The sequence below is a fragment of the Nocardiopsis sp. LDBS1602 genome, assembly GCF_035818715.1.
GTDB lineage: Bacteria > Actinomycetota > Actinomycetes > Streptosporangiales > Streptosporangiaceae > Nocardiopsis > Nocardiopsis alba.
The window spans coordinates 534225-555199 of sequence record NZ_JAYLVW010000002.1; the positions used below are offsets into that span (position 1 = coordinate 534225).

Below are 20975 nucleotides of genomic sequence, written 5' to 3' on the forward strand. Positions count from 1 at the left end.
ACAGGGTAGTCCGGTTCGAATCGTTCGCCGCCGGCGGCCGTCGGCGAGCGAACCGGGACCCGGGAGGGTCGGGGGATCAGTCCACTCTGCGAGCGCCCTCGGAAGGCAGTGCGACCCGTACCCGCGGTTCGGGGCGACCCCGGACGCGGAAGGCCTCACGGATACCCGAGACGACGTTCTCCACCCGTTCGGACGGCACCAGGGCGTAGGAGGTTCCGGCCCAACCCGACATTCGGGCGCCGCGCGCGCCCGAACGCGCGGCCGACTCCACCGCGGTCTCCACCGCCGGCAGCGGCAGGTCGAACCGGCGCAGGGACAGGTGCGAGGCGGACAGGATCGGTCCGACCTCCCCGAACCGTCCCTCGCGCAGCAGGCCGACCGCGGCGTTGAGCCGATGGGTCTCGGTGACCGCGAACTCCACACGGTCGCGCAGGGCCGGGTTCTGGATCCGGCGCAGCGCGGCGGGGAGGTCCTGAACGGCGCGCAGCGGACCCAACGCCTCCTGGGCGCGGGCCAGTTCGGCGGCCCGGATCGGTCGGAGGTTCCGCCGGGGGAGCGCGCCGGTGTCCACCACCACCAGCCGCAGGTCGGAGCCCTCCAGGTCGAAGGGGAACAGCGCGGTGTGGCCACCCCGCCGGTTCACCCGCACCAGATGGCCGGAGCGGGCCTCCAGGCCGACCTTCAACTCCACGGGAAGCCCGTCGGGCGGTGTGGTCCCGGCCAGGTCGGACAGGGCCAGGGCCACGGCGGCGCCCACCGCGACGGAGTGGCCGAGGGAGGAGTGTTCGGGCAGGTCGGAGCCGAGGACCACCCGCACGCCGTGATCGGCCTTCAGCAGGCCCGCGTCGCGCGCGGACGCCACCACCGACGCCACCTCGCGTACGGCCCGGTGCCGCTCGCTCAGCGGGCCGTTGACCGTCGCCACCCGGACCCCGGGGTCCTCGGCGGTGCCGACGGCGGCCGTCACGCCCCACGGAAGACAGACGTACAGGGCGGGCCCCTCGGAGGCGGCCGTGTGCTCGCCCATCAGCGCCAGACGCCCGGGAGCGTGCCACAGACCGGAAGGGGGCGTACCGAACCAGCGGGTGAACCCCGCGGTCAGGGCGGAGGGACCGGGGGAGGCCTCCGGCCACACCCCCACGGGGCGCGCGTGTCCCGCCCCCAGCACCGCCCGCAGCCGTGCCCCGGTGACGCCCATGTTCAGCCCTCCGCCGTCGGTCTCTCGCCACTCTTCAGTCTGCCGTGGGTTCGGGAGTGTCCGGGCGTGGGGTTTTCTCCGGAGCGCACCGACGGGTCTAGGTTGATCCCGAACTGTGGCTTCCGGCGCCTCCACCGGTACACGGCCTCCCACCTCGCCGCGGGGGCGTGGGAGGTCGGGGAGCCGAACCAACACAGCCTGGAGGAACATGCCCACGATCCTGGAGCGGGCCAAGGGGACGGCCGCGCGCTACCGGCACCTGGTGATGGACGGTCACTGGGAGCTGCGGCGGCGCCACGCGTGGGCGGATCACCTGGTGCGGGCGTACGGTCGCTATTCCGACCGGGGCGGCAGTCAGCTGGCGGGGGCGGTCACCTATTTCGCGTTCCTGTCCTTCTTCCCCCTGCTGGCGTTGGCCTTCGCCGTGGTCGGCTATCTGGCGTCGCTCCAGGTGGAGCTCTCCACGTACCTGGAGAAGGCGCTGGACGACGTCCTTCCCGGGCTGTCGCAACAGTTGCCGATGGACCAGATCGCCGAGGCGCGTGTGGGCGCCGGGGTGATCGGCGCCCTGGGTCTCCTCTACGCGGGTCTGAACTCGATCTGGTCGCTGCGGGAGGCCCTGCACACGATCTGGTTGCGCAAGCCCGGCCAGGGGCCGAACTTCCTGGTGCGCAAGCTGCTCGACCTGGTGGTCATGCTGGGGCTCGGGGCGGCGCTGGTGTTCACGGTGGCCTTCACCGGTTTCGCGCAGAGCTCCACGATGTTCGTGCTCTCACTGGTCGGGTTGGACGGCTCCCTGCCGGCCGGCCTGGCGTTGCGCGCTCTGGGCCTGGTCATCGCGATCGGTGTGAACATGTGCCTGTTCGTGCTGATCTTCTCCCTGCTCTCGGGGGAGGGGAGGCCGACGCCGGTGATGTGGCGGGGCGCGCTGTTGGGCGCGGTCGCGTTCGAGGTGCTCAAGAACCTGGCGACGACGTTGCTGGCGAGCACGCTGGGCAACCCGATCTACGCCTCCTTCGCGGTCCTGGTCGGGCTGTTGGTCTGGATCAACCTGGTGATGCGCGTGGTCATGTTCAGCGCCGCCTGGACGGCGACGGGCCTGACGCTTCCGCCGCCCTACACGGGTTCGCTGCCGTTGCCGGAGGAGAGCGGGGTGGACTGGCGGCGTCCGATCACGGTGCTACGGCCTTCGGAGCGGGACCTGGCCGAACGACGATGGGCCCAGAAGACCCTCGCCCTGTTGTTGTCGCTGGTGGCGGCGGTGATCGCTGCCCTGGGTGCCGCTTCCGCACTCGGTCGCGAGGCCTTCCGGCGGGATTAGGGGAAATTGCCGGAGGGGCAATTCCTTCGTTTATTGGGTGTCTCCTCCGTATGCGCGACGTGTACGGCGGGTAGTCCTCTCCTGTCCCGGTTGACCGGTTCTCCGGGGCTTGCCGTGCTGCGCCGACCGAACGGTCGTCCACACCTTGCGGAGGGCAGATGGGAATCGCATTCAAGTCGTCCGAGCGCGCGACGTTAGGAGTCGAGTGGGAACTCCAACTCGTCGATCGGAACAGCCGTCACCTGCGGCAGGAGGCGGCACAACTCCTCGCGGATCTCCCGGACCTGAGTGGCGACGCGGCGGTCCCCCCGCTGCGCCACGAACTGATGCAGTCCCAGGTCGAGGTGGTGACGGGGATCTGCGAGACGGTGGACGAGGCCAAGCGCGATCTCGAACGCAGCGTCACTCGGATGCGGGAGGTGCTCGAACCTCGGGGAACCGTCCTGACCTGCACGGGGACCCATCCGATCGATCACTGGCGGGATCAGACCCTCAGTCCCGGCGAGCGCTACGGGGAACTGGTCGAGCAGATGCAGTGGCTCGCCCGGCGAATCCTGACCTGCGGGGTCCACGTCCACGTCGGAGTGCGGGATCGGGAGAAGGCCATTCCGATCGTGAACGCGCTCGCGAAGTATATACCTCATTTTCTTGCTTTGAGTGCTTCGTCCCCTTTTTGGAGCGGTCATGACACCGGTCTCGCCTCCGCGCGGTCCATTGTCTTCGGCGCCCTCCCCACCTCCGGCCCACCTCCGAACCTGTCCGGGTGGCCCGCTTTCGAGGAATACCTCGAAACCCTTCTGAAGGCGGGTACCATCGCCTCTATCAAGGAAGTGTGGTGGGACGTCCGTCCGCACCCTGATTTCGGCACCATCGAGATCCGGATGTTCGACGGGATTCCCACCTTGCGCGAGGTGGGAATGGCCGCCGCTCTCTCCCAGAGCCTGGTGGAGCTGTTCGATCACCAGCTCGACCGCGGGTACAGCTTGCCCAGCCCGCCGTCCTGGGTGGTGAAGGACAACAAGTGGCGGGCCACCCGCTACGGACTCGACGCTCGTGTCATCACGGATTCGCACGGCACCACCGTTCCGATCCGTGACGATCTCTACGAGTTGGTCCGCGAGCTGACACCGGTCGCCGCCCGCCTGGGCTGCGCGGAGGACCTGGACCTGATCTCCGAGATCCTGGACAAGGGCGCCTCCTACGAACGCCAACGGGCGGTCGTGGCCCAGGGAGGCTCGCTCCAGGACGTCGTGGACATGCTCTCCGCCGAGTTCGTCGGGGACCTCACCCGCGCCACGGTCGGCGTCGGCGACGGAGCCGGTGTGCGATAACGACGCGAAGTTTATAGAGGGGACCCTCCAATGCGGGGACATGACCTGCCGGAACAGTTGACCGCTTTTCTGGCGCGGCATGAACGGGAGCTCACGGGCTTCCGCCGGGACCTGCACATGCACCCGGAGCTCGCCTTCGCCGAGCACCGCACCACCGGCCGGCTGGCCGAGCGTCTGCGCGCGGTCGGACTCGAACCCCGGGTGCTCCCCCAGGGCACGGGTCTGATCTGTGACGTGGGCGAGGGTCCGGGTCCCCTGGTCGCCCTGCGCGCCGACATCGACGCGCTCCCCCTCACCGACGAGAAGGACGTCCCCTACCGTTCGACCGTCCCGGGCGCGGCGCACGCCTGCGGACACGACGTGCACACCACGGTCCTGCTGGCGACGGGGATGTTCCTCGCCCGGCAGGCCCGTGAGGGTGCGCTCCCCGGCCGGGTCCGGCTGCTGTTCCAGCCGGCCGAGGAGCTTCCGGGCGGCGCGGTGGAGGTGATCAACGCCGGCGGCATGGAGGACGTGGAACGCGTCTTCGCACTGCACTGCGATCCCCGACTGATGGTCGGCAGGGTGGGGCTGCGCACCGGTGGGATCACCGCCGCCTGCGACCAGATCATGGTCCGTCTGTCCGGGCCCGGCGGGCACACGGCCCGCCCCCACCTGACCTCCGACCTGGTCTACGCGCTGGGCAAGATCGTGACCGAACTGCCCGCCGCGCTCTCCCGCCGGGTCGACCCCAGGGCCGGCTTCAGCCTGGTCTGGGGGAGGATCAGCGCCGGTTCGGCCCCCAACGTCATCCCCGACGACGCGGTGGCCGAGGGCACCGTGCGCTGCCTGGACGACGAGGCCTGGCACCGGGCCCCCGACATCCTCAAGGGGATGGTGGAGTCGGTCGTCGGAGCCTACGGAGCCGAGGCCGAGGTGACCTACCGTCGTGGCGTTCCCCCGACCATCAACGAGGCGACCAGCGTCGACATCATGCGCGACGCGGTCACCCTCGCCCTGGGCGCCGACGCGGTCTCGCCCACCCCGCAGAGCCTGGGCGGCGAGGACTTCGCCTGGTACCTGGAGCACGCGCCCGGCGCGTTGGCCCGGCTGGGCACGCATTCCCCGGACTGGGACGGGCCCATGCTCGACCTGCACCGGGGCACCTTCGACGTGGACGAGAGGGCGATCGGCGTGGGGGCCCGCTTCATGGTGACCACCGCCCTGACCGCCCTGTGGGACATCTCCCGCCAGGGGGAGACCACGGATCGTGAGGCGATGGCCTGACCGGCCCCCTCCACGACCCGACAGGCGCCTCCATCGGTTTCCCGGTGCCCTCGTTGCGCCGTGTCGGGGCCGCTCATGCGCCGATGGCATCCTGAGTGGATGAACCAGCCACTCACTGTCGAACAGATCCGGCGAGCGCCCAAGGTGCTCCTCCACGACCACCTCGACGGCGGCCTCCGCCCGTCCACGGTCGTCGAACTGGCCCGAGAGGTGGGCTACACCGGCCTTCCCACCTATGACCCGGAGGAACTGGGTCGTTGGTTCCGGGACGCCTCCGACTCCGGTTCCCTGGAGCGCTACCTGGAGACCTTCGCCCACACCACGGCGGTCATGCAGACCCGTGAGGCCCTGGTCAGGGTGGCCGCCGAGGCGGCGGAGGACCTGGCCGCCGACGGTGTGGTCTACGCCGAACAGCGTTACGCGCCCGAGCAGCACCTGGAGGGCGGACTCACCCTGGAGGAGGTCGTCGAGGCCGTCCAGGAGGGGCTCGAGCTGGGGGAGAAGCGGGCCGCCGACGCCGGTCGGAGCATCCGTACCGGACAGCTCGTGACGGCGATGCGTCACGCGGCGCGCTCCTCCGAGATCGCCGAGCTGGCGGTGCGCTACCGCGACGCCGGGGTGTCCGGCTTCGACATCGCGGGCGCCGAGGCGGGCAACCCGCCCACCCGTCACCTGGACGCCTTCGAGTACCTGAGGCGGGAGAACTTCCACTTCACCATCCACGCCGGTGAGGCGTTCGGTCTGCCCTCCATCTGGGAGGCCCTTCAGTGGTGCGGCTGCGACCGTCTGGGGCACGGTGTGCGCATCATCGACGACATCACCACCGACGGGAACGGCGCGCCCGAGCTGGGCCGTCTCGCCCAGTACGTGCGCGACAAGCGCGTGCCCCTGGAGATGTGCCCCAGCTCCAACGTGCAGACCGGGGCCGCGGAGTCCATCGCCGAGCACCCGATCTCCCTCCTGCGCGACCTGCGCTTCCGGGTCACGGTCAACACCGACAACCGGCTTCAGAGCGGGGTGAGCCTGTCCGAGGAGTTCGCCAAGTTGAGCGAGGCCTTCGGCTACGACTGGGACGACCTCCAGTGGTTCACGGTCAACGCGATGAAGTCGGCCTTCCTGCCCTTCGACGAGCGTCTCGCGCTGATCAACGGGATCATCAAGCCCGGGTTCGCGCAGCTGAAGTGGGCGACGAGCTGATGACCGCCGATGACAGAGGGGGGTCCGCCCGGGGGACCACCCACGCCTCGACCTCCTCCCGGGTGATGGCGGTCGCGTGGATCGTCATCGCGGTCCTGTTGCTGCTGGACCTGGTGCTGCGCGGGACGGATCGCACCGCCTGGATCGCCGGGTCGGTGCTGGTCCTGAGCGTCGCCGCCGTGTACCTGGCCTGGCTGCGTCCCCGCGTGATCTCCACTCCGCGCGGCATCCGGATGGTCAACCCCCTGCGCGAGACCTTCGTGCCGTGGGCCGCCGTGGTGTGGGTGGACGTGGTGGACGTGGTGCGGGTGCACACCCCGCAGGGGACCTTCCGTTCCTGGCCGCTGAGGGAGACCAAGCGGGCCAAGGTCCGGGAGAACCTGCGTCGGGACTCCGGATACGTGGACCCCGACGACAACGACGATCCGACCACGATGCGTCCGATGGAGCTGGTCGCCCGTGAGCTGAGGCGGGACGCCGAGCGGTACAAGACGCGTCCGCTGAGCGGTCCGATCAAGGAGATCGACGAGGCGGGTCCGGCCGCGCTGGGTGCCGAGGAGCGGCCCCAGACGATGGTGCCGTTGGAGGTCATCGTCGTCTCCGTGGCGGCCGTGGTGCAGCTCGTCGCGGTGCTGCTGCTGACCTGAGCCTCCTCCTCGAGGGTTCTCCCCCCTCTCGGACCCGGCCCCGTGAACACGGGTGACCGGGTCCTTCTCGTTTCCGAGCCGGGGTTGACGCGCACCCCGGGCTTCTGGTTAGGTTAGGCATGCCTAAGGGAGAGTGTTCCGGGTGGGCGGGCTTCGCGCGGATGGCCACCCACCCGGATCCCTCTCGAAGGCACGCGCGCGGTTCAACCGAATAACGGGAAGAAAAGGTGTCGTACGTCGCGAGTCCAACGGGATCTGCGGGGATTCCGCGTGACGGGCGCACCGGGGAAAGCACCGCCCTCGATCGGAACCACGGTCGGTACCGTCCATCCCAAGGCCTCGGGATGTACGCTCGCCACGCCGGTACCGGCCACGTCGTTCCGGTCGAGGGCGCCCCATCCTTCCGACACAGGTGAGGGCCCGGTGGACACCGGGCCTTCGTCACGTCCTCGTGGTCTCAGGCGTCGCCGAGCACCCGTTGGATCAGTTCTCCGAGCTCACGGGAGCGTCGAGTGACGACCTCCAGTGCCCGCTCCTTCCGGAACGGCTCGATCATCGCCCCCAACGCGTCGTTGCTCACGATCGCCAACCCCAGGACCTCGGCCCCCATCTCCACGGCGGCGATGGTCTCCAGGGCGATCGACCGACCGACCACGTCCGCCCCCGCCTGCCGGAGCAGCTGGAGTTCGGCCGGGGTCTGCAACTGGGGGCCCGAGGTCGTCACGTACACACCCTCGGCGAGCGCGCCGTCCACCTGCCGGGTGATCTCCCGTAGGCGCGGACTGTAGGCCTCGCTCAGATCCACGAAGTCGGCCCCCGCCAGGGGCGAGGCGGCGGTGAGGTTGACGTGGTCGCGCAACAGCACCGGCTGTCCGGGGGAGAAGTCGGCGCGCAGAGAGCCCGCGGAGCCCGTGAGTACGGCTGTGCGGGCGCCCGCGGCGATCCCGGTGCGGACGGCGTGCACGGCCGCCATGGGGCCGTGTCCCTCATAGAGGTGCACGCGGCCCATGAAGACGACCACGCGTTTGTCGCCGACCCACATGCTGCGGATGCGACCGCTGTGTCCTTCGGCCGTGGGCTGTACGAAGCCGGGCAGGTCGACCGCGTCGAACTCGATGTCGTCCGTGCCCAGGGTGTCCGCCGCGGCCTCCCAGCCGGAGCCGAGCACCACGAGGGCGTCGAAACTGTCGGCGCCCGCGCGGGTCAGCAGCTCCTTGGCCGCCTCCTCCGCCAGCGTCCTGGCCTCACGGGTGCTTCGGGGTGGCTGCTCTGATTCACTCACAATTCGGATGCTACCTCTGTGTCATCACATGACTCCGTAACGCAACGCTCTTGTGTGCTTCCCTCCCCATTGCCGGCGATCCGTTCTCCGGGCGGGGGGTGCCTTGCGGATTCCGATGGTCGGGATGGTCGACAATGGAGGTAAGCGAGAAAATCAGGTGGTGCCCAGCCATGCCCACGGTCACCCCGGACCGGGAACGGGCGGGCCGCATCGCCCCGCAGAGGGAGTGAAGCAGCGTGACGAAGGTCGTGATCATCGGTGGCGGACCCGGGGGCTATGAGGCGGCTCTGGTCGCCGCACAGCTCGGCGCGGACGTGACGGTGGTGGAGCGCGACGGTATCGGCGGTTCCTGCGTCCTCACCGACTGCGTTCCCTCCAAGAGCCTCATCGCCACCTCCACCCGGACCACCTACGTACGTGAGTCCGCGGAACTGGGCATCCACATCCCCGAGGCCGAGGCCGAGGGCTGCGTTCCGGCCGTCGAGGTCGACATCCATCAGGTGAACGGTCGGATCAAACGCCTGGCCCGTGCCCAGTCCGACGACACCCGGGCCCGTCTGATCAAGGAGGGCGTCGAGGTCGTCAGCGGCGAGGCCCGCCTGGTCGACCCGCACATCGTCGCCGTCGGCGAACGCCGTGTCCACGCCGACGTGGTCCTTCTGGCCACGGGCGCCCACCCCCGTGAGCTGCCCACCGCCAAGCCCGACGGAGAGCGCATCCTCACCTGGCGCCACCTCTACGACCTGGAGGAGCTCCCGGAGCGGCTCATCGTGGTCGGCTCGGGCGTCACCGGCGCCGAGTTCGCCGGCGCCTACCAGGCCCTGGGCTCGGACGTCACCCTGGTGTCCTCCCGCAAGCTGGTCATGCCCACGCAGGACTCCGACGCGGCCGAGGTGCTGGAGGACGTCTTCGCCCGCCGCGGCATGACCGTGCTCAGCCAGACCCGCGCCGAGTCGGTCGTGCGCACCGAGGACGGCGTCCGCGTCACCCTCTCCGACGGGCGCACGGTCGACGGAAGCCACTGTCTGATGACCGTCGGCATGATCCCCAACACGGACGGGCTGGGTCTGGAAGAGGCCGGCGTCCGCCTCGGAGACGGGGGATTCGTCGAGGTCGACCGGGTCTCCCGGACGACCGTCCCCGGCGTCTACGCCGCCGGCGACTGCACCGGCGTGAACATGCTCGCCTCCGTGGCCGCCATGCAGGGCCGCATCGCGATGTGGCACGCCCTGGGCGAGGCCGTGGCCCCGCTCCAGCTCTCCACCGTCGCCTCCACGGTGTTCACCCACCCCGAGCTGGCCGCGGTCGGCGTCAGCGAGGACGACATCCGGAGCGGCCGTGTGGACGGTCGGGTCGTCACCCTTCCGCTCAACACCAACCCGCGCGCCAAGATGAACGAGGTCCGGGACGGCTTCGTCAAGCTCATCTGCCGTCAGCACACCGGCATCGTCCTGGGCGGCGTCATCGTCGGCCCGCGCGCCAGCGAACTCATCCTCGGCGTCTCGATCGCCGTCCAGCAGCGACTGACCGTCGACGACCTCGCGCACACCTTCTCGGTGTACCCGTCGCTGTCGGGCAGCGTCACCGAGGCCGCCCGTTCCCTCATGCTGGCCTCGCCGGAGTAGACGGAGCCCGGTCACGGGTGCCGGAACCACCCGCCGTGTGGATCAGTGCAGGGCACACGGCGGGTTTCGGGCCGGCGCTTACCCCGCCTTGACGGTCGAGGTCTTACTTTTTCGTCGTGATCTGTCCGAAATGCCAGAGCCCGATGCGTACCTTCGACCGTCAGGGCGTCCACATCGACCGTTGCGACGGCTGCCAGGGGATCTTCCTCGACCGAGGCGAGCTGGAGCGTATCGTCACCGCCGAACAGCGCCACTACGGCATGGCGCCCACCGACCCCCACATGCCCCCGCCCGCGGACCCCTACGCCCCTCAGGGCGGCCGCCGCCCCTACCCGGACTCCCCGCGCGGCTACCGCGGGTACGGCGACTCCCCCCGCCCCTACCGCGGGTACGACGATTCCCCCCGCCCCTACCGCCGTCGGCGCAAGGGCTTCCTGGAACAACTCTTCGACTGATCCGATCGTGCACCCTCTGATCTGCGCGCACTGTGGAGAATGGGACCCCGAACCCGACACCGGGGCCGGGGCCCGGCTGCTGCGCTGCTCCTTCTGCGGACTGACCCGGCCCTTCCTGCGGCTGCCACTGCTGTGCGTGACCGGACCCAGCGGGACCGGGAAGTCCACGGTGGCGCGAGCCCTCCTGGAAGGGCTTCGGGAACGGTGCGTCGTGCTCGAACAGGACCTGCTCTGGGTGGGCGGTCTGCGCGACCCGGCCGACGACCACCGCCTCTTCCGCTCCACGTGGTTGCGCACCGCAGCCATGGTGCAGCAGAGCGGGCGTCCCGTCGTGCTCTGCGGGACGGTGGTCCCTCCGGAACTGGAACATCTGCCCGAGAGGGCCCTGTTCGACGGGGTCCACTACCTGGCGCTCACCTGCGAGCCGGAGGTCCTCGCGGAACGGCTGCGGGCCCGCCCGGCCTGGCGGGGCTGGGACGAGGAGCGGATCATCGAGACCCTGGAGTACCAGGACTGGCTGCTGGCCGAGGCCGACCGGCTCCACCCGCCCGTGTCCCTGCTGGAGACCACGGGACGGCCCCTCTCCGAGACCACCGAGGCCGTGCTCCGCTGGGTCGACGCACGCCTGTCGGGGCCCTCCGGCGAGGGCCGACCCCGGACAAGGGAGAGGGCCCCGGGAGATCCCGAGGCCCTCCACGTGGACACGGCCTAGAAGTCGAAGCCGCCGAAGTCCCCGAAGTCGCCTCCGCCGTCGAAATCGCCGCCGTCGAAGTCACCACCGGCGTCCTCGGCCCCGGCGCCCATCATCCCGGCGCCCATCATCGACCCCATCATGGAGCCCATCATCATGCCGGTGAACATGCCCATCATCATGTTCATGCCGAAGTAGCCTCCCGCGTAGGGGGAGTAGGCGGGGCCGGCGTCGTAGTAGGGACGACGCTCACCGTCGACCTCGACCATGCGCACGTCGGGCTGACCGCCGGTGCGCACCGCCTGGGCGCACACCGCGCACGCGGTGACCGATCGGGGAGAACCGCCGGGCGGGGCCCAGGTGACGTCCTCGGACGAGGGGCCGTGCTGCGGGTTGAAGAAACAGGGGCCGCGCCGCGCGGGCACCGGCTCGCCGTTCATCCGGGCCCGGGTGGCGGTCATGTAGTACCGACCGTCCTCCAGGGCGCTGGTCACCTGCTTGACCTCCTCCGGCTCCCGGATGGTGTCCAGCAGCGACTTGGCCTGGTCGTAGGAGTCCATGGCCCGGGAGTAGTCGCTCCGGGTCGCGTCGTCCACCTTGGACAGGTCGATCTCCAGCCGGGCGACGTCCTCGCCGAGGCGCACGACGTCCTCGGTGGCCATCTGCCGGATCTCCTCCATCTGCTTGGCCTTCTCGGCCTCGCGCCTCTTGCGGCTGTTGTAGACGTACCAGCCGCCCGCGGCCGCGATCAGCACCAGGATCGCCAGCAGGACCAGGCCCGAACCGCCGCCGCCCGAGGGGGCCTCGTTCTGGGTCTGCGTGGTCTCGACCGCCTGCGGCAGCGCGGCGAGGGTGTCGATCGGGTTGCCGCCCTCGTTGAGCGCGGTCTCCCTGATGATCGCCGTGTCGTCCAGGTCGGGGGAGGTGACGTAGAAGTGGTCGCTTCCACCCAGGACACCGTAGGCCCCGTCGCCGACCTCGGACATGACGGGTGCCATGAGCGTGTTGATCCCGGCCTCGGAGGTAGCGACCTCCCCGGGCAGGATCACGTAGTAGACGGGGGTGTCGGCTCCCGCGGCCGCGGCCTCCAGAGCCCCCTCGTCGGCGGTGGAGATCTGGTCGATGGAGGGGTCGATGAAGACCCCGTCGTTCTCCAGCTCCTCGACGATCTCCTGCGTGGTGGGTGCCTCGACGGTGTCGGCTGCGGCGGGGGCCGCGACGGCGCCCATCGCCATCACGAGCCCGGCGGTCAGCACTGTGGGTGTTACCAAGCGGCGCAACATGTCGTTCCTCTCGCCTCCCTTGTCCACAGGACGAACGGGAGGGCCGGACAGTTCCCGCCGGCCCGGACACGGAACCCCTTGTGGCCGACCTCTCCCACCTCCGGAACGACGAGGACCCGCCGGGGGATCTCCCGGCGGGCCCTCATCGGTGGCGAGGAAACGGTCAGCTCTTGGAGGCCGTTCCCACGGTGACGCGTTCGCCCTCGGGGGCGTTCTCCTCGGCGTCCTCGGTGGCGGCCTCGGCGGCCGCCTCCTCGGCGCTCAGGGTGCCCGGCTCGTCCACCGGGACGAAGCCGCTCGGGCCGCGACGGGCGTTGAAGCGGACCAGGTCGAGGATGCCCTCGCGCTTGGCGACGATCGCCGGGACCAGCGCCTGACCGGCGACGTTCACGGCGGTACGGCCCATGTCCAGGATCGGGTCGACGGCCAGCAGCAGGCCCACGCCCTCCAGGGGCAGACCGACCGTGGACAGGGTCAGGGTCAGCATGACGATGGCACCGGTGGTACCCGCGGTGGCGGCCGAACCGATGACCGACACGAAGACGATCAGCAGGTAGTCGGTGATCGACAGGTCGATGTTGAAGAACTGGGCGACGAAGATCGCCGAGATCGCCGGGTAGATCGCGGCGCAGCCGTCCATCTTGGTGGTCGCGCCGAAGGGCACCGCGAACGCGGAGTAGTAGCGCGGCACGCCCAGGTTCTGCTCGGTGACCCGCTGGGTGACCGGCATCGTGCCCATCGACGAGCGGGAGACGAAGCCGAGCTGGAGCGCGGGCCACACACCGGAGAAGTACTTCGCCGGGGACAGGCCGTTGGCGAAGGAGAGGATCGGGTAGACGACGAACAGCACCAGCGCCAGGCCGATGTAGATCGTGAGCGTGAACTTGCCGAGGGAGCCGATGGTGTCCCAGCCGTAGCTGTAGACGGCGTTGCCCAGCAGACCCACGGTGCCGATCGGGGCCAGACGGATGACCCACCAGAGGGCCTTGAGCACGACCTGAAGGGTCGACTCGGTGAACTTGATGAACGGCTCGGCCGGCTTGCCGACCTTGACGGCGGCGATGCCCAGGACGATCGCGATGACGATCAGCTGGAGGGCGTTGAAGCTGAGCGAGGTGGTCAGGGAGCCGTCGTCGCCCGCGTAGGTGTCGGCGGCCAGGCCCAGGAAGTTGGCCGGGACGATGCTCTCGATGAAGGCCAGCCAGGAGCCGTGGCTGGAGGGCTCGGCGACGGTGGCGGCGTCCACGGCGCTGTTGACCCCGGGGCGGACGCCCAGGCCCAGGGCGACGCCGATGCCCACCGCGATCAGGGCGGTGATGGCGAACCAGAGCAGGGTCTTCCAGGCCAGACGCGCGGCGTTGGTGACGTTGCGCAGGTTGGCGATGGACGAGATGACGGCCAGGACGATCAGCGGCGGAACGATCGCGCGCAGCAGGGTGACGAAGGTGCTGCCGATGGTCTGGAGGGTGACGGCCAGCCAGTTCGGCTCACCGTCGCCGACCGGACCGATCTGTAGGGCGACGAAACCCAGGAGGAGTCCAAGGAAGAGACCGAGGACGACCTGGACGCCGAAGGAGGGCAGTGGGATACGCCGTTTCGGCTTGACCTCTGCGGTCTGTGCGGACACGAAAGTGACTCCAAGCGTGTGAGGGCCGGAGTTCGGGCACGCGTCGACGATCGGCGGAACGCGAGGGTTCTCCGGCTGGGGGAAAGATGAGTCGGCGCCACCGGAAAGAGGGGTGACGCGGGGACCAAGGGCAGGGCGTGGCGGCGCGCGGCCCGTTACGGGCGGCGCGTGGACCTAGCTACACGCTTGACTGGCGAAGCGGCACAGGTCGATGTGCCACCTTCGTGTCAGTCCCCAAATGTTCGTCACGATGCAAGACGATAACCCGATTTGCCCGGCTTTTCCATACACAGTCGATCGGCTATCTTCCCCGGCCGGCTCGGAGCGCCTATTGCGCAGGCTCTTCCCACCCTCGGACGCGATGAGGATCACCCTGTTCCCCGCCTCACGGACCGAGGAACGACGAAGGGGCGGCGCCGAGGATCGGCGCCGCCCCTTCGGACGGAACGGAACCGGGTCAGGCGTCCTTGATGTCGCAGACCACGGCGCCGCCGCTCACGGTCTCGCCGGGGGAGACCTTCAGACCGGTGATCGTTCCGGCCCGGTGCGCGGTCAGCGGCTGTTCCATCTTCATCGCCTCGATCACCACGACGGTGTCGCCCTCGGCCACGCTCGCGCCCTCCTCGGCCACGACCTTGACCACGGTGCCCTGCATCGGAGAGACCAGCGCGTCACCGCTCACGGCGGCACCGGCCCCGCCCTTGCGGGAGGAACGCTTCCTCTTCCCACCGCCGTCACCGGCGGCCGGGACCGCGGCCACGCCCAGGGAGGCGGGCAGGACGACCTCGACGCGTCGACCGCCCACCTCGACGGTCACGGTCTCGCGGGCGCTCTCCTCGGCCTCGCCCGGCGCGCCGTCCCAGGGGGCGATCGTGTTGTCGAACTCGGTCTCGATCCAACGCGTGTACACGCCGAACGCCTGATCCGGGTCGGCGGGCGCGAACGCGGGGTCCTCGACCACGGTCCGATGGAAGGGGATCACCGTGGGCATGCCGCCCACGGTGAACTCGGCCAACGCCCGCCGGGAACGGGCCAGCGCCTCCGCGCGCGTGCGGCCGGTCACGATCAGCTTGGCGACCATCGAGTCGAAGGCCTGCGGCACGGTGAACCCGGATTCGCAGCCGGTGTCCACCCGCACGCCGGGCCCGCCGGGCAGATCGAAGGTGGTGATGGTGCCCGGGGCCGGCATGAAACCCCGCCCCGGGTCCTCGGCGTTGATCCGGAACTCGAAGGAGTGGCCGCGGACCTCGGGGTCTCCGTAGCCCAACTCCTCGCCGTCGGCGATCCGGAACATCTCACGGACCAGGTCGATCCCGGTGACCTCCTCGGTCACGGGGTGCTCGACCTGAAGACGGGTGTTGACCTCCAGGAAGGAGATGGTGCCGTCGGTGCCGACGAGGAACTCGCAGGTGCCCGCGCCCACGTAGCCCGCCTCGGCGAGGATGGCCTTGGAGGCGCTGTAGAGACGCTCCATCTGGTCGGTGGACAGGAACGGGGCCGGGGCCTCCTCCACCAGCTTCTGGTGACGGCGCTGGAGCGAGCAGTCACGGGTGGAGACGACCACGACGTTGCCGTGGGTGTCGGCCAGGCACTGGGTCTCCACGTGCCGGGGCCGGTCCAGGTAGCGCTCCACGAAGCACTCGCCGCGACCGAACGCGGTGACGGCCTCGCGCACGGCCGACTCGTAGGCGTCGGTGACCTCGTCCAGGGTGTGGGCGACCTTCAGGCCGCGGCCGCCACCGCCGAAGGCGGCCTTGATCGCGATCGGCAGACCGTGCTCCTCGGCGAAGGCCACGACCTCCTCGGCCGACTCGACCGGGTCGGGGGTGCCCGCGACCAGCGGGGCACCGACCTTCTGCGCGATGTGGCGGGCCTGGACCTTGTCGCCCAGAGCGGTGATCGCGGACGGGGGCGGACCGATCCAGGTCAGCCCGGCGTCGATGACGGCCCGGGCGAAGTCGGCGTTCTCGGCGAGGAACCCGTAGCCGGGGTGGACGGCGTCGGCGCCGGAGGAGGCGGCGACGGCCAGGAGTCTGGCGATGTCCAGGTAGGAGTCGGCGGGGGTGGAGCCGCCCAGGGCGTGGGCCTCGTCGGAGACCTTGACGTGCAGGGCGTCCAGATCGGGTTCGGCGTAGACGGCGACACTGGCCAGCCCGGCGTCGCGGCAGGCGCGGGCGATGCGCACGGCGATCTCGCCGCGGTTGGCGATCAGAACTTTACGCACGGTGGGAAAACCTCCAGCAGGAGCGTGGAGCGGGTCACGCGCCGACCGCTCGACGAAGAGTCTAGGGAACGAAGGAGCACGTCAGGGGTCACCTCGTGCTCATACGCCAGGCCCCGGGGCCCGGACGCGGCGGGGCCTGCATGCCGCGTGAGCGGTCGCGCCATCCGGAGACGGTCCGCCGTGGTTCCGACGTCGGTACGGCGCGGGCGGCCGCCGCTCGGGCGGCGAGTACGGCCGTGAGCGCGGCGAGCTCCTCGGGGGAGGGTTCGCCGCGCACCACGACCAGGTGCGGCGGGTTCTGCGGCGCGCTCACAGCGGGATGTTCCCGTGCTTCTTGGGCGGCAGCTGCTCGCGTTTGTTGTTCAGGGCCCGCAGCGCCTTGGCCACCTGGACCCGGGTCTCCGACGGCAGGATGACGCCGTCGACGTAGCCCCGCTCGGCCGCCGAATAGGGGTTGAGCAGGGTGTCCTCGTACTCGCCGACCAGACGGGCGCGCTCGGCCTCGACGTCGTCGGCCGCGGCCAGGGTGCGTCGGTGCAGGATGTTCACCGCGCCCTGGGCGCCCATGACCGCGATCTGCGCGGTGGGCCAGGCCAGGTTGATGTCGGCGCCCAGGTGCTTGGAGCCCATCACGTCGTAGGCGCCGCCGAACGCCTTGCGGGTGATCACGGTGATCAGCGGGACCGTGGCCTCGGCGTAGGCGTACAGCAGCTTGGCGCCGCGGCGGATGATGCCGTCCCACTCCTGGTCGGTACCGGGCAGGAAGCCGGGGACGTCGACGAAGGTCAGCACCGGGATGTTGAAGGCGTCGCAGGTGCGGACGAAACGGGCGGCCTTCTCGGAGGCGTCGATGTCCAGACAGCCCGCCAGGCTCATCGGCTGGTTGGCGACGATGCCGACGGAACGGCCGTCCACACGCCCGTACCCCACGACGATGTTGGTGGCGAAGCGTTCGTGCACCTCGAGGAATTCGCCGTCGTCCAGGACCGTCTCGATGACCCGCTTCATGTCGTACGGCTGGTTGGCCGAATCCGGCACGAACGTGTCCAACGCCAGGTCCTCGGCGGTGGTCTCCTCGCCCGGGTCGTCCTCGGGGGCGAGCCTCGGGGCGTCCTCCAGGTTGTTGTCGGGCAGGTGCGACAGCAGACTCTTGACGTAGTCGATGGCGTCCTGCTCGTCGGAGCCCATGTAATGGGCGACCCCCGACTTCGAGGAGTGCGCGGCGGCGCCGCCCAGCTCCTCCATGGAGACGTCCTCGCCGGTGACGGTCTTGATGACGTCGGGTCCGGTGATGAACATCTGCGAGGTCTCGTCGACCATGACCACGAAGTCGGTCAGGGCCGGAGAGTAGACGTGCCCGCCCGCGGTGGCGCCCATGATCAGGGAGATCTGGGGGATCACCCCGGAGGCGTGGGTGTTGCGCTTGAAGATCTCGGCGTACAGACCGAGGGCGACCACGCCCTCCTGGATCCGCGCGCCGCCGCCCTCGTTGATGCCCACCACGGGACACCCGTTGGTGAGGGCGTGGTCGAGGACCTTACAGATCTTCTCACCGTAGACCTCGCCGAGGGAGCCGCCGAAGACGGTGACGTCCTGGCTGAACACGGCGATCGGTCGTCCGTCGACGGTCCCATAGCCGGTCACGACGCCGTCGCCGTAGGGGCGGTTGGCGTCCAGACCGAAGTTGGTCGAACGGTGGCGGGCCAGGGCGTCGAACTCCACGAAGGAGCCGGGGTCGACGAGTGCGTCGATCCTCTCCCGCGCGGTCATCTTGCCCTTGGCGTGTTGTTTCTCCACGGCTCGCTCGGAGCCGGCGTGTACGGCTTCGTACCTGCGTCGTCGCAGGTCGGCGAGCTTGCCCGCGGTCGTGTGGATGTCGATCTCGGCCGCGGACAGCGGTTCTGGGGCTTCGGTGGCCATAGCAACCCAGCCTAGCTCCGAGGGGGTCCCGGGCCCACGAGTGCCCCTCGCTTACGTGGTGGTTCGCGAGGTTCGCCGCCTCCCGGCCGAGTCGACGGAAAAGGCGCCCGGAACATCCGGGAATTCGTGATCGAATGTGAATTTCCCCTTGGAGGGAACAATGATTAACGCCTTGGTAAAACGTCCGAAAACGCCCCCCGCTCGTTCCCGCCTGGAAGCGATCTCGGTATCGTCCCCCTCATGACAGCGGTTAGCGCAGAACGCGACAGTGCCCGCCAGGAAGTCCCCGAACAACTCAGGAATGACGTCAAACTCCTCGGGGAGATGCTCGGAACGATCCTCGCGGAAAGCGGTGGCGAGGATCTGCTCGCCGATGTCGAAGAACTCCGGCACAAGGTGATCGGTGCCCGGGAGGGTGCCGTCACCACCGAGGAGATCACCGCCCTCGTGGGCGCCTGGCCCCTGGAACGGGCCAAGCAGGTGGCGCGCGCCTTCACGGTCTACTTCCACCTCGCCAATCTGGCCGAGGAACACCAGCGCATGCGCGCCCTGCGCGAGCGCGACGACGCCGCCAACCCGCCTCGGGAGTCCCTGGCCGCCGCCGTGCGCGCCATCCGCGAGGAGGACGGCGGCGAGGAACGGCTGAACGAACTCGTCGCGGGCATGAAATTCCACCCGGTGCTCACGGCCCACCCCACCGAGGCCCGACGCCGCGCCGTGTCCACCTCGATCCTGAGGATCAGCGCCCAACTCGACGCCTGGCACGCCGCCCACGAGGGCAGCGCCGCGGCCGCCGAGGCCCATCGTCGTCTCCTCGAGGAGATCGACCTGCTCTGGCGCACCTCCCAGCTGCGCTACACCAAGCTCGACCCGCTCGACGAGGTGCGCACGGCGCTCTCCGCCTTCGACGAGACCATCTTCGCCACGCTGCCGAAGGTGTACCGGACCCTGGACACGGCCATCGACCCCGAGGGAAGCGGGACGCGGCCTCCGCGCGCCACGCCCTTCGTCCGCTACGGGAGCTGGATCGGCGGCGACCGCGACGGCAACCCCTTCGTCACCCACGAGGTGACCAGGGAGGCCGTCACCATCCAGTCCGAGCACGTCCTGCGCGCCTTGGAGAACGCCTGTGGGCGGGTGGGGCGCACGCTCACCGTCTACGCCAACCTCACCCCGGCGAGCCGCGCGCTGATCGACACCCTCACCGAGGCCGAGGCCGCCTATCCGACGTTGATGGCCGAGATCGGCAAGCGTTCCCCGAACGAGCCGCACCGTCGACTCCTGCTGTTGGCCACCGCGCGGCTGAGCGCCACCCGCGAACGCGACGCCGACCTCGCCTACCCGGGGGCCGACGCCTTCCTCTCGGACCTGCGCCTGGTCCAGGACTCCCTCGCCGCGGCGGGCGCCGCGCGCCAGGCCTACGGCGAACTCCAGCACCTGATCTGGCAGGCCGAGACCTTCGGCTTCCACCTGGCAGAACTGGAGATCCGACAGCACAGCGAGGTGCACGCCGCCGCGCTCGCCGAACTGGAGTCGGGTGGGCCCCTGAGCGACCGCACCGAGGAGGTCCTCGCCACCCTGCGCACCGTCTCCTGGATCCAGGAGCGCTTCGGGGTGGAGGCCTGCAACCGGTACATCGTCAGCTTCACCCGCTCGGCCGAGGACATCGAGGCCGTGCACAAGCTGGCCACCTACGCGCTGCCTCCCAAGCGGGTCCCGGTCCTGGACGTCATCCCGCTGTTCGAGACCGGCGCCGACCTGGAGGCCTCGCCCCGGGTCCTGGCCGGAATGCTGGAGCTTCCGCAGGTGCGACGCCGCCTGGACGACAACGACCGCCGACTGGAGGTCATGCTCGGCTACAGCGACTCCGCCAAGGACGTGGGGCCGGTCAGCGCCACCCTGCGCCTGTACGACGCCCAGGCCCGGCTGTCCGCGTGGGCACGGGAGCACGACGTCCGACTCACCCTCTTCCACGGCCGCGGCGGCTCCCTCGGCCGAGGCGGAGGCCCGGCCAGCAGGGCCCTGCTGGCCCAGGCGCCCGGATCGGTCGACGGACGGTTCAAGGTCACCGAGCAGGGCGAGGTCATCTTCGCCCGCTACGGCCAGTCCGCCATCGCCCGGCGCCACATCGAACAGGTCGGGCACGCCGTCCTCATGGCCTCCACCGACGAGGTTCTGGAACGCGAACGCGCAGCCGCCGAACGGTTCCGCCCCTACGCCGACACGATCGCCGGCGCCGCCCAGGAGACCTACCTCGACCTGATCGGCACCGAGGACTTCGCGGTGTGGTTCTCCCGGATCAGCCCTCTGGAGGAACTGGGCGAGCTGCGGCTGGGGTCGCGGCCCTCCAGGCGCGGGGCCGCCCGGGGCCTGGGCGACCTCCGGGCCATCCCGTGGGTGTTCGCCTGGACGCAGACCCGCGTCAACCTGCCCGGCTGGTTCGGTCTGGGCACCGGCCTGGCCGCCGTCGCGGACCTGCCCGCGCTCCAGGCCGCCTACCGGGAATGGCCGATGTTCGCCTCGTTGCTGGACAACGCGGAGATGAGCCTGGCCAAGACCGACCGGACCATCGCCGAGCGCTACCTGGCACTGGGCGGCCGCCCCGAACTGACCGAGAAGGTGCTCGACGAGTACGACCTGACCCGTCGTCTCGTCCTGCGGGTGACCGGGCACGAACGGCTGCTGGAGAACCGCGCGGTGCTCTCCCGGGCCGTCGATCTGCGCAACCCGTACGTGGACGCGCTCAGCCACCTCCAGCTCCGGGCCCTGGAGGCCCTGCGCGGCGAGGAGGCGGACACGCTGTCGGAGGAGGACGGACGACACCTGGAGCGTCTGCTCCTGCTCTCCGTCAACGGAGTGGCCGCCGGTCTTCAGAACACCGGTTGATCCACCGCCTTCCCCGGAGGGG

Annotated in this window: 16 protein-coding genes; 9 read left to right on the plus strand and 7 right to left on the minus strand. The window is 70.1% G+C overall.

The window, feature by feature from the left end; genetic code table 11:
* Nucleotides 1–76: 76 nt before the first annotated feature.
* Nucleotides 77–1198 carry a galactokinase family protein gene (locus U9J66_RS10490; RefSeq protein WP_326337601.1) on the minus strand — a complete coding sequence of 374 codons (1122 nt, stop codon included), beginning with the start codon at nt 1196–1198 and terminating at the stop codon, nt 77–79.
* A 208-nt stretch (nt 1199–1406) separates the two neighbouring features.
* Here U9J66_RS10490 and U9J66_RS10495 point away from each other — a divergent pair, with 208 nt between their 5' ends.
* From U9J66_RS10495 to U9J66_RS10515, 5 genes are all read left to right on the plus strand, one after another.
* Nucleotides 1407–2519: a YihY/virulence factor BrkB family protein gene (locus U9J66_RS10495; protein WP_026124785.1), complete on the plus strand. Its 1113-nt coding sequence runs from the start codon at nt 1407–1409 to the stop codon at nt 2517–2519.
* A 158-nt stretch (nt 2520–2677) separates the two neighbouring features.
* Complete coding sequence (locus U9J66_RS10500; protein WP_017533404.1) at nt 2678–3850, plus strand: glutamate--cysteine ligase; 1173 nt, start codon at nt 2678–2680, stop codon at nt 3848–3850.
* A gap of 30 nt (nt 3851–3880) precedes the next feature.
* Nucleotides 3881–5116 carry a M20 family metallopeptidase gene (locus U9J66_RS10505; protein ID WP_017533405.1) on the plus strand — a complete coding sequence of 412 codons (1236 nt, stop codon included), beginning with the start codon at nt 3881–3883 and terminating at the stop codon, nt 5114–5116.
* Nucleotides 5117–5215: 99 nt separating this feature from the next.
* The gene (locus U9J66_RS10510; protein WP_026124786.1) at nt 5216–6313 is read left to right on the plus strand and encodes an adenosine deaminase; all 1098 of its coding nucleotides are present in this window, start codon (nt 5216–5218) and stop codon (nt 6311–6313) included.
* Nucleotides 6313–6960 carry a PH domain-containing protein gene (locus U9J66_RS10515; protein ID WP_014913315.1) on the plus strand — a complete coding sequence of 216 codons (648 nt, stop codon included), beginning with the start codon at nt 6313–6315 and terminating at the stop codon, nt 6958–6960. The genes U9J66_RS10510 and U9J66_RS10515 overlap by 1 nt, the downstream gene beginning before the upstream one ends.
* Before the next feature lie 457 nt (nt 6961–7417).
* On the opposite strand, the gene U9J66_RS10520 is transcribed toward U9J66_RS10515, so the two are convergent.
* Nucleotides 7418–8242 carry a purine-nucleoside phosphorylase gene (locus tag U9J66_RS10520; protein ID WP_017533407.1) on the minus strand — a complete coding sequence of 275 codons (825 nt, stop codon included), beginning with the start codon at nt 8240–8242 and terminating at the stop codon, nt 7418–7420.
* Nucleotides 8243–8478: 236 nt separating this feature from the next.
* Between U9J66_RS10520 and U9J66_RS10525 the strand changes: the two genes are divergently transcribed.
* From U9J66_RS10525 to U9J66_RS10535, 3 genes are all read left to right on the plus strand, one after another.
* A complete protein-coding gene (locus U9J66_RS10525; RefSeq protein WP_017533408.1) occupies nt 8479–9867 on the plus strand; it encodes an NAD(P)H-quinone dehydrogenase in 1389 nt (462 codons plus the stop codon).
* A 143-nt stretch (nt 9868–10010) separates the two neighbouring features.
* Nucleotides 10011–10322 (plus strand): TFIIB-type zinc ribbon-containing protein, encoded by a 312-nt coding sequence (locus U9J66_RS10530; RefSeq protein ID WP_202422675.1) that lies wholly within the window; start codon nt 10011–10013, stop codon nt 10320–10322.
* 7 nt (nt 10323–10329) lie between these two features.
* A complete protein-coding gene (locus U9J66_RS10535; RefSeq protein ID WP_161110610.1) occupies nt 10330–11034 on the plus strand; it encodes an AAA family ATPase in 705 nt (234 codons plus the stop codon).
* On the opposite strand, the gene U9J66_RS10540 is transcribed toward U9J66_RS10535, so the two are convergent.
* The 5 genes from U9J66_RS10540 to U9J66_RS10560 form a co-directional block, all read right to left on the minus strand.
* Entirely contained in the window at nt 11031–12269 is a 1239-nt protein-coding gene (locus U9J66_RS10540) for a hypothetical protein (protein WP_014911671.1), read from the minus strand. The genes U9J66_RS10535 and U9J66_RS10540 overlap by 4 nt on opposite strands.
* Before the next feature lie 190 nt (nt 12270–12459).
* On the minus strand, nt 12460–13923 hold the full coding sequence (locus U9J66_RS10545; RefSeq protein WP_014909129.1) for a dicarboxylate/amino acid:cation symporter: 1464 nt from the start codon (nt 13921–13923) through the stop codon (nt 12460–12462).
* A 457-nt stretch (nt 13924–14380) separates the two neighbouring features.
* The gene (locus U9J66_RS10550; RefSeq protein WP_326337602.1) at nt 14381–16147 is read right to left on the minus strand and encodes an acetyl/propionyl/methylcrotonyl-CoA carboxylase subunit alpha; all 1767 of its coding nucleotides are present in this window, start codon (nt 16145–16147) and stop codon (nt 14381–14383) included.
* An 88-nt stretch (nt 16148–16235) separates the two neighbouring features.
* Nucleotides 16236–16460, minus strand: coding sequence for an acyl-CoA carboxylase subunit epsilon (locus U9J66_RS10555; protein ID WP_161110608.1), 225 nt, complete (start codon nt 16458–16460; stop codon nt 16236–16238).
* Nucleotides 16457–18067, minus strand: coding sequence for an acyl-CoA carboxylase subunit beta (locus U9J66_RS10560; RefSeq protein WP_017533411.1), 1611 nt, complete (start codon nt 18065–18067; stop codon nt 16457–16459). Before U9J66_RS10560 ends, U9J66_RS10555 begins: the two co-directional genes overlap by 4 nt.
* 324 nt (nt 18068–18391) lie before the next feature.
* Between U9J66_RS10560 and U9J66_RS10565 the strand changes: the two genes are divergently transcribed.
* Nucleotides 18392–20953, plus strand: coding sequence for a phosphoenolpyruvate carboxylase (locus tag U9J66_RS10565; RefSeq protein ID WP_017533412.1), 2562 nt, complete (start codon nt 18392–18394; stop codon nt 20951–20953).
* The last annotated feature ends 22 nt before the right edge of the window (nt 20954–20975 follow it).

What these genes read in the sequence shown, in the direction of transcription:
- U9J66_RS10490 (WP_326337601.1), bottom strand. Translation starts at nt 1,198, where the DNA reads ATGGGCGTCACCGGGGCACGGCTGCGGGCGGTGCTGGGGGCGGGACAC.
- U9J66_RS10495 (WP_026124785.1), top strand. Translation starts at nt 1,407, where the DNA reads ATGCCCACGATCCTGGAGCGGGCCAAGGGGACGGCCGCGCGCTACCGG.
- U9J66_RS10500 (WP_017533404.1), top strand. Translation starts at nt 2,678, where the DNA reads ATGGGAATCGCATTCAAGTCGTCCGAGCGCGCGACGTTAGGAGTCGAG.
- U9J66_RS10505 (WP_017533405.1), top strand. Translation starts at nt 3,881, where the DNA reads ATGCGGGGACATGACCTGCCGGAACAGTTGACCGCTTTTCTGGCGCGG.
- U9J66_RS10510 (WP_026124786.1), top strand. Translation starts at nt 5,216, where the DNA reads ATGAACCAGCCACTCACTGTCGAACAGATCCGGCGAGCGCCCAAGGTG.
- U9J66_RS10515 (WP_014913315.1), top strand. Translation starts at nt 6,313, where the DNA reads ATGACCGCCGATGACAGAGGGGGGTCCGCCCGGGGGACCACCCACGCC.
- U9J66_RS10530 (WP_202422675.1), top strand. Translation starts at nt 10,011, where the DNA reads ATGCGTACCTTCGACCGTCAGGGCGTCCACATCGACCGTTGCGACGGC.
- U9J66_RS10560 (WP_017533411.1), bottom strand. Translation starts at nt 18,067, where the DNA reads ATGGCCACCGAAGCCCCAGAACCGCTGTCCGCGGCCGAGATCGACATC.
- U9J66_RS10565 (WP_017533412.1), top strand. Translation starts at nt 18,392, where the DNA reads ATGCTCGGAACGATCCTCGCGGAAAGCGGTGGCGAGGATCTGCTCGCC.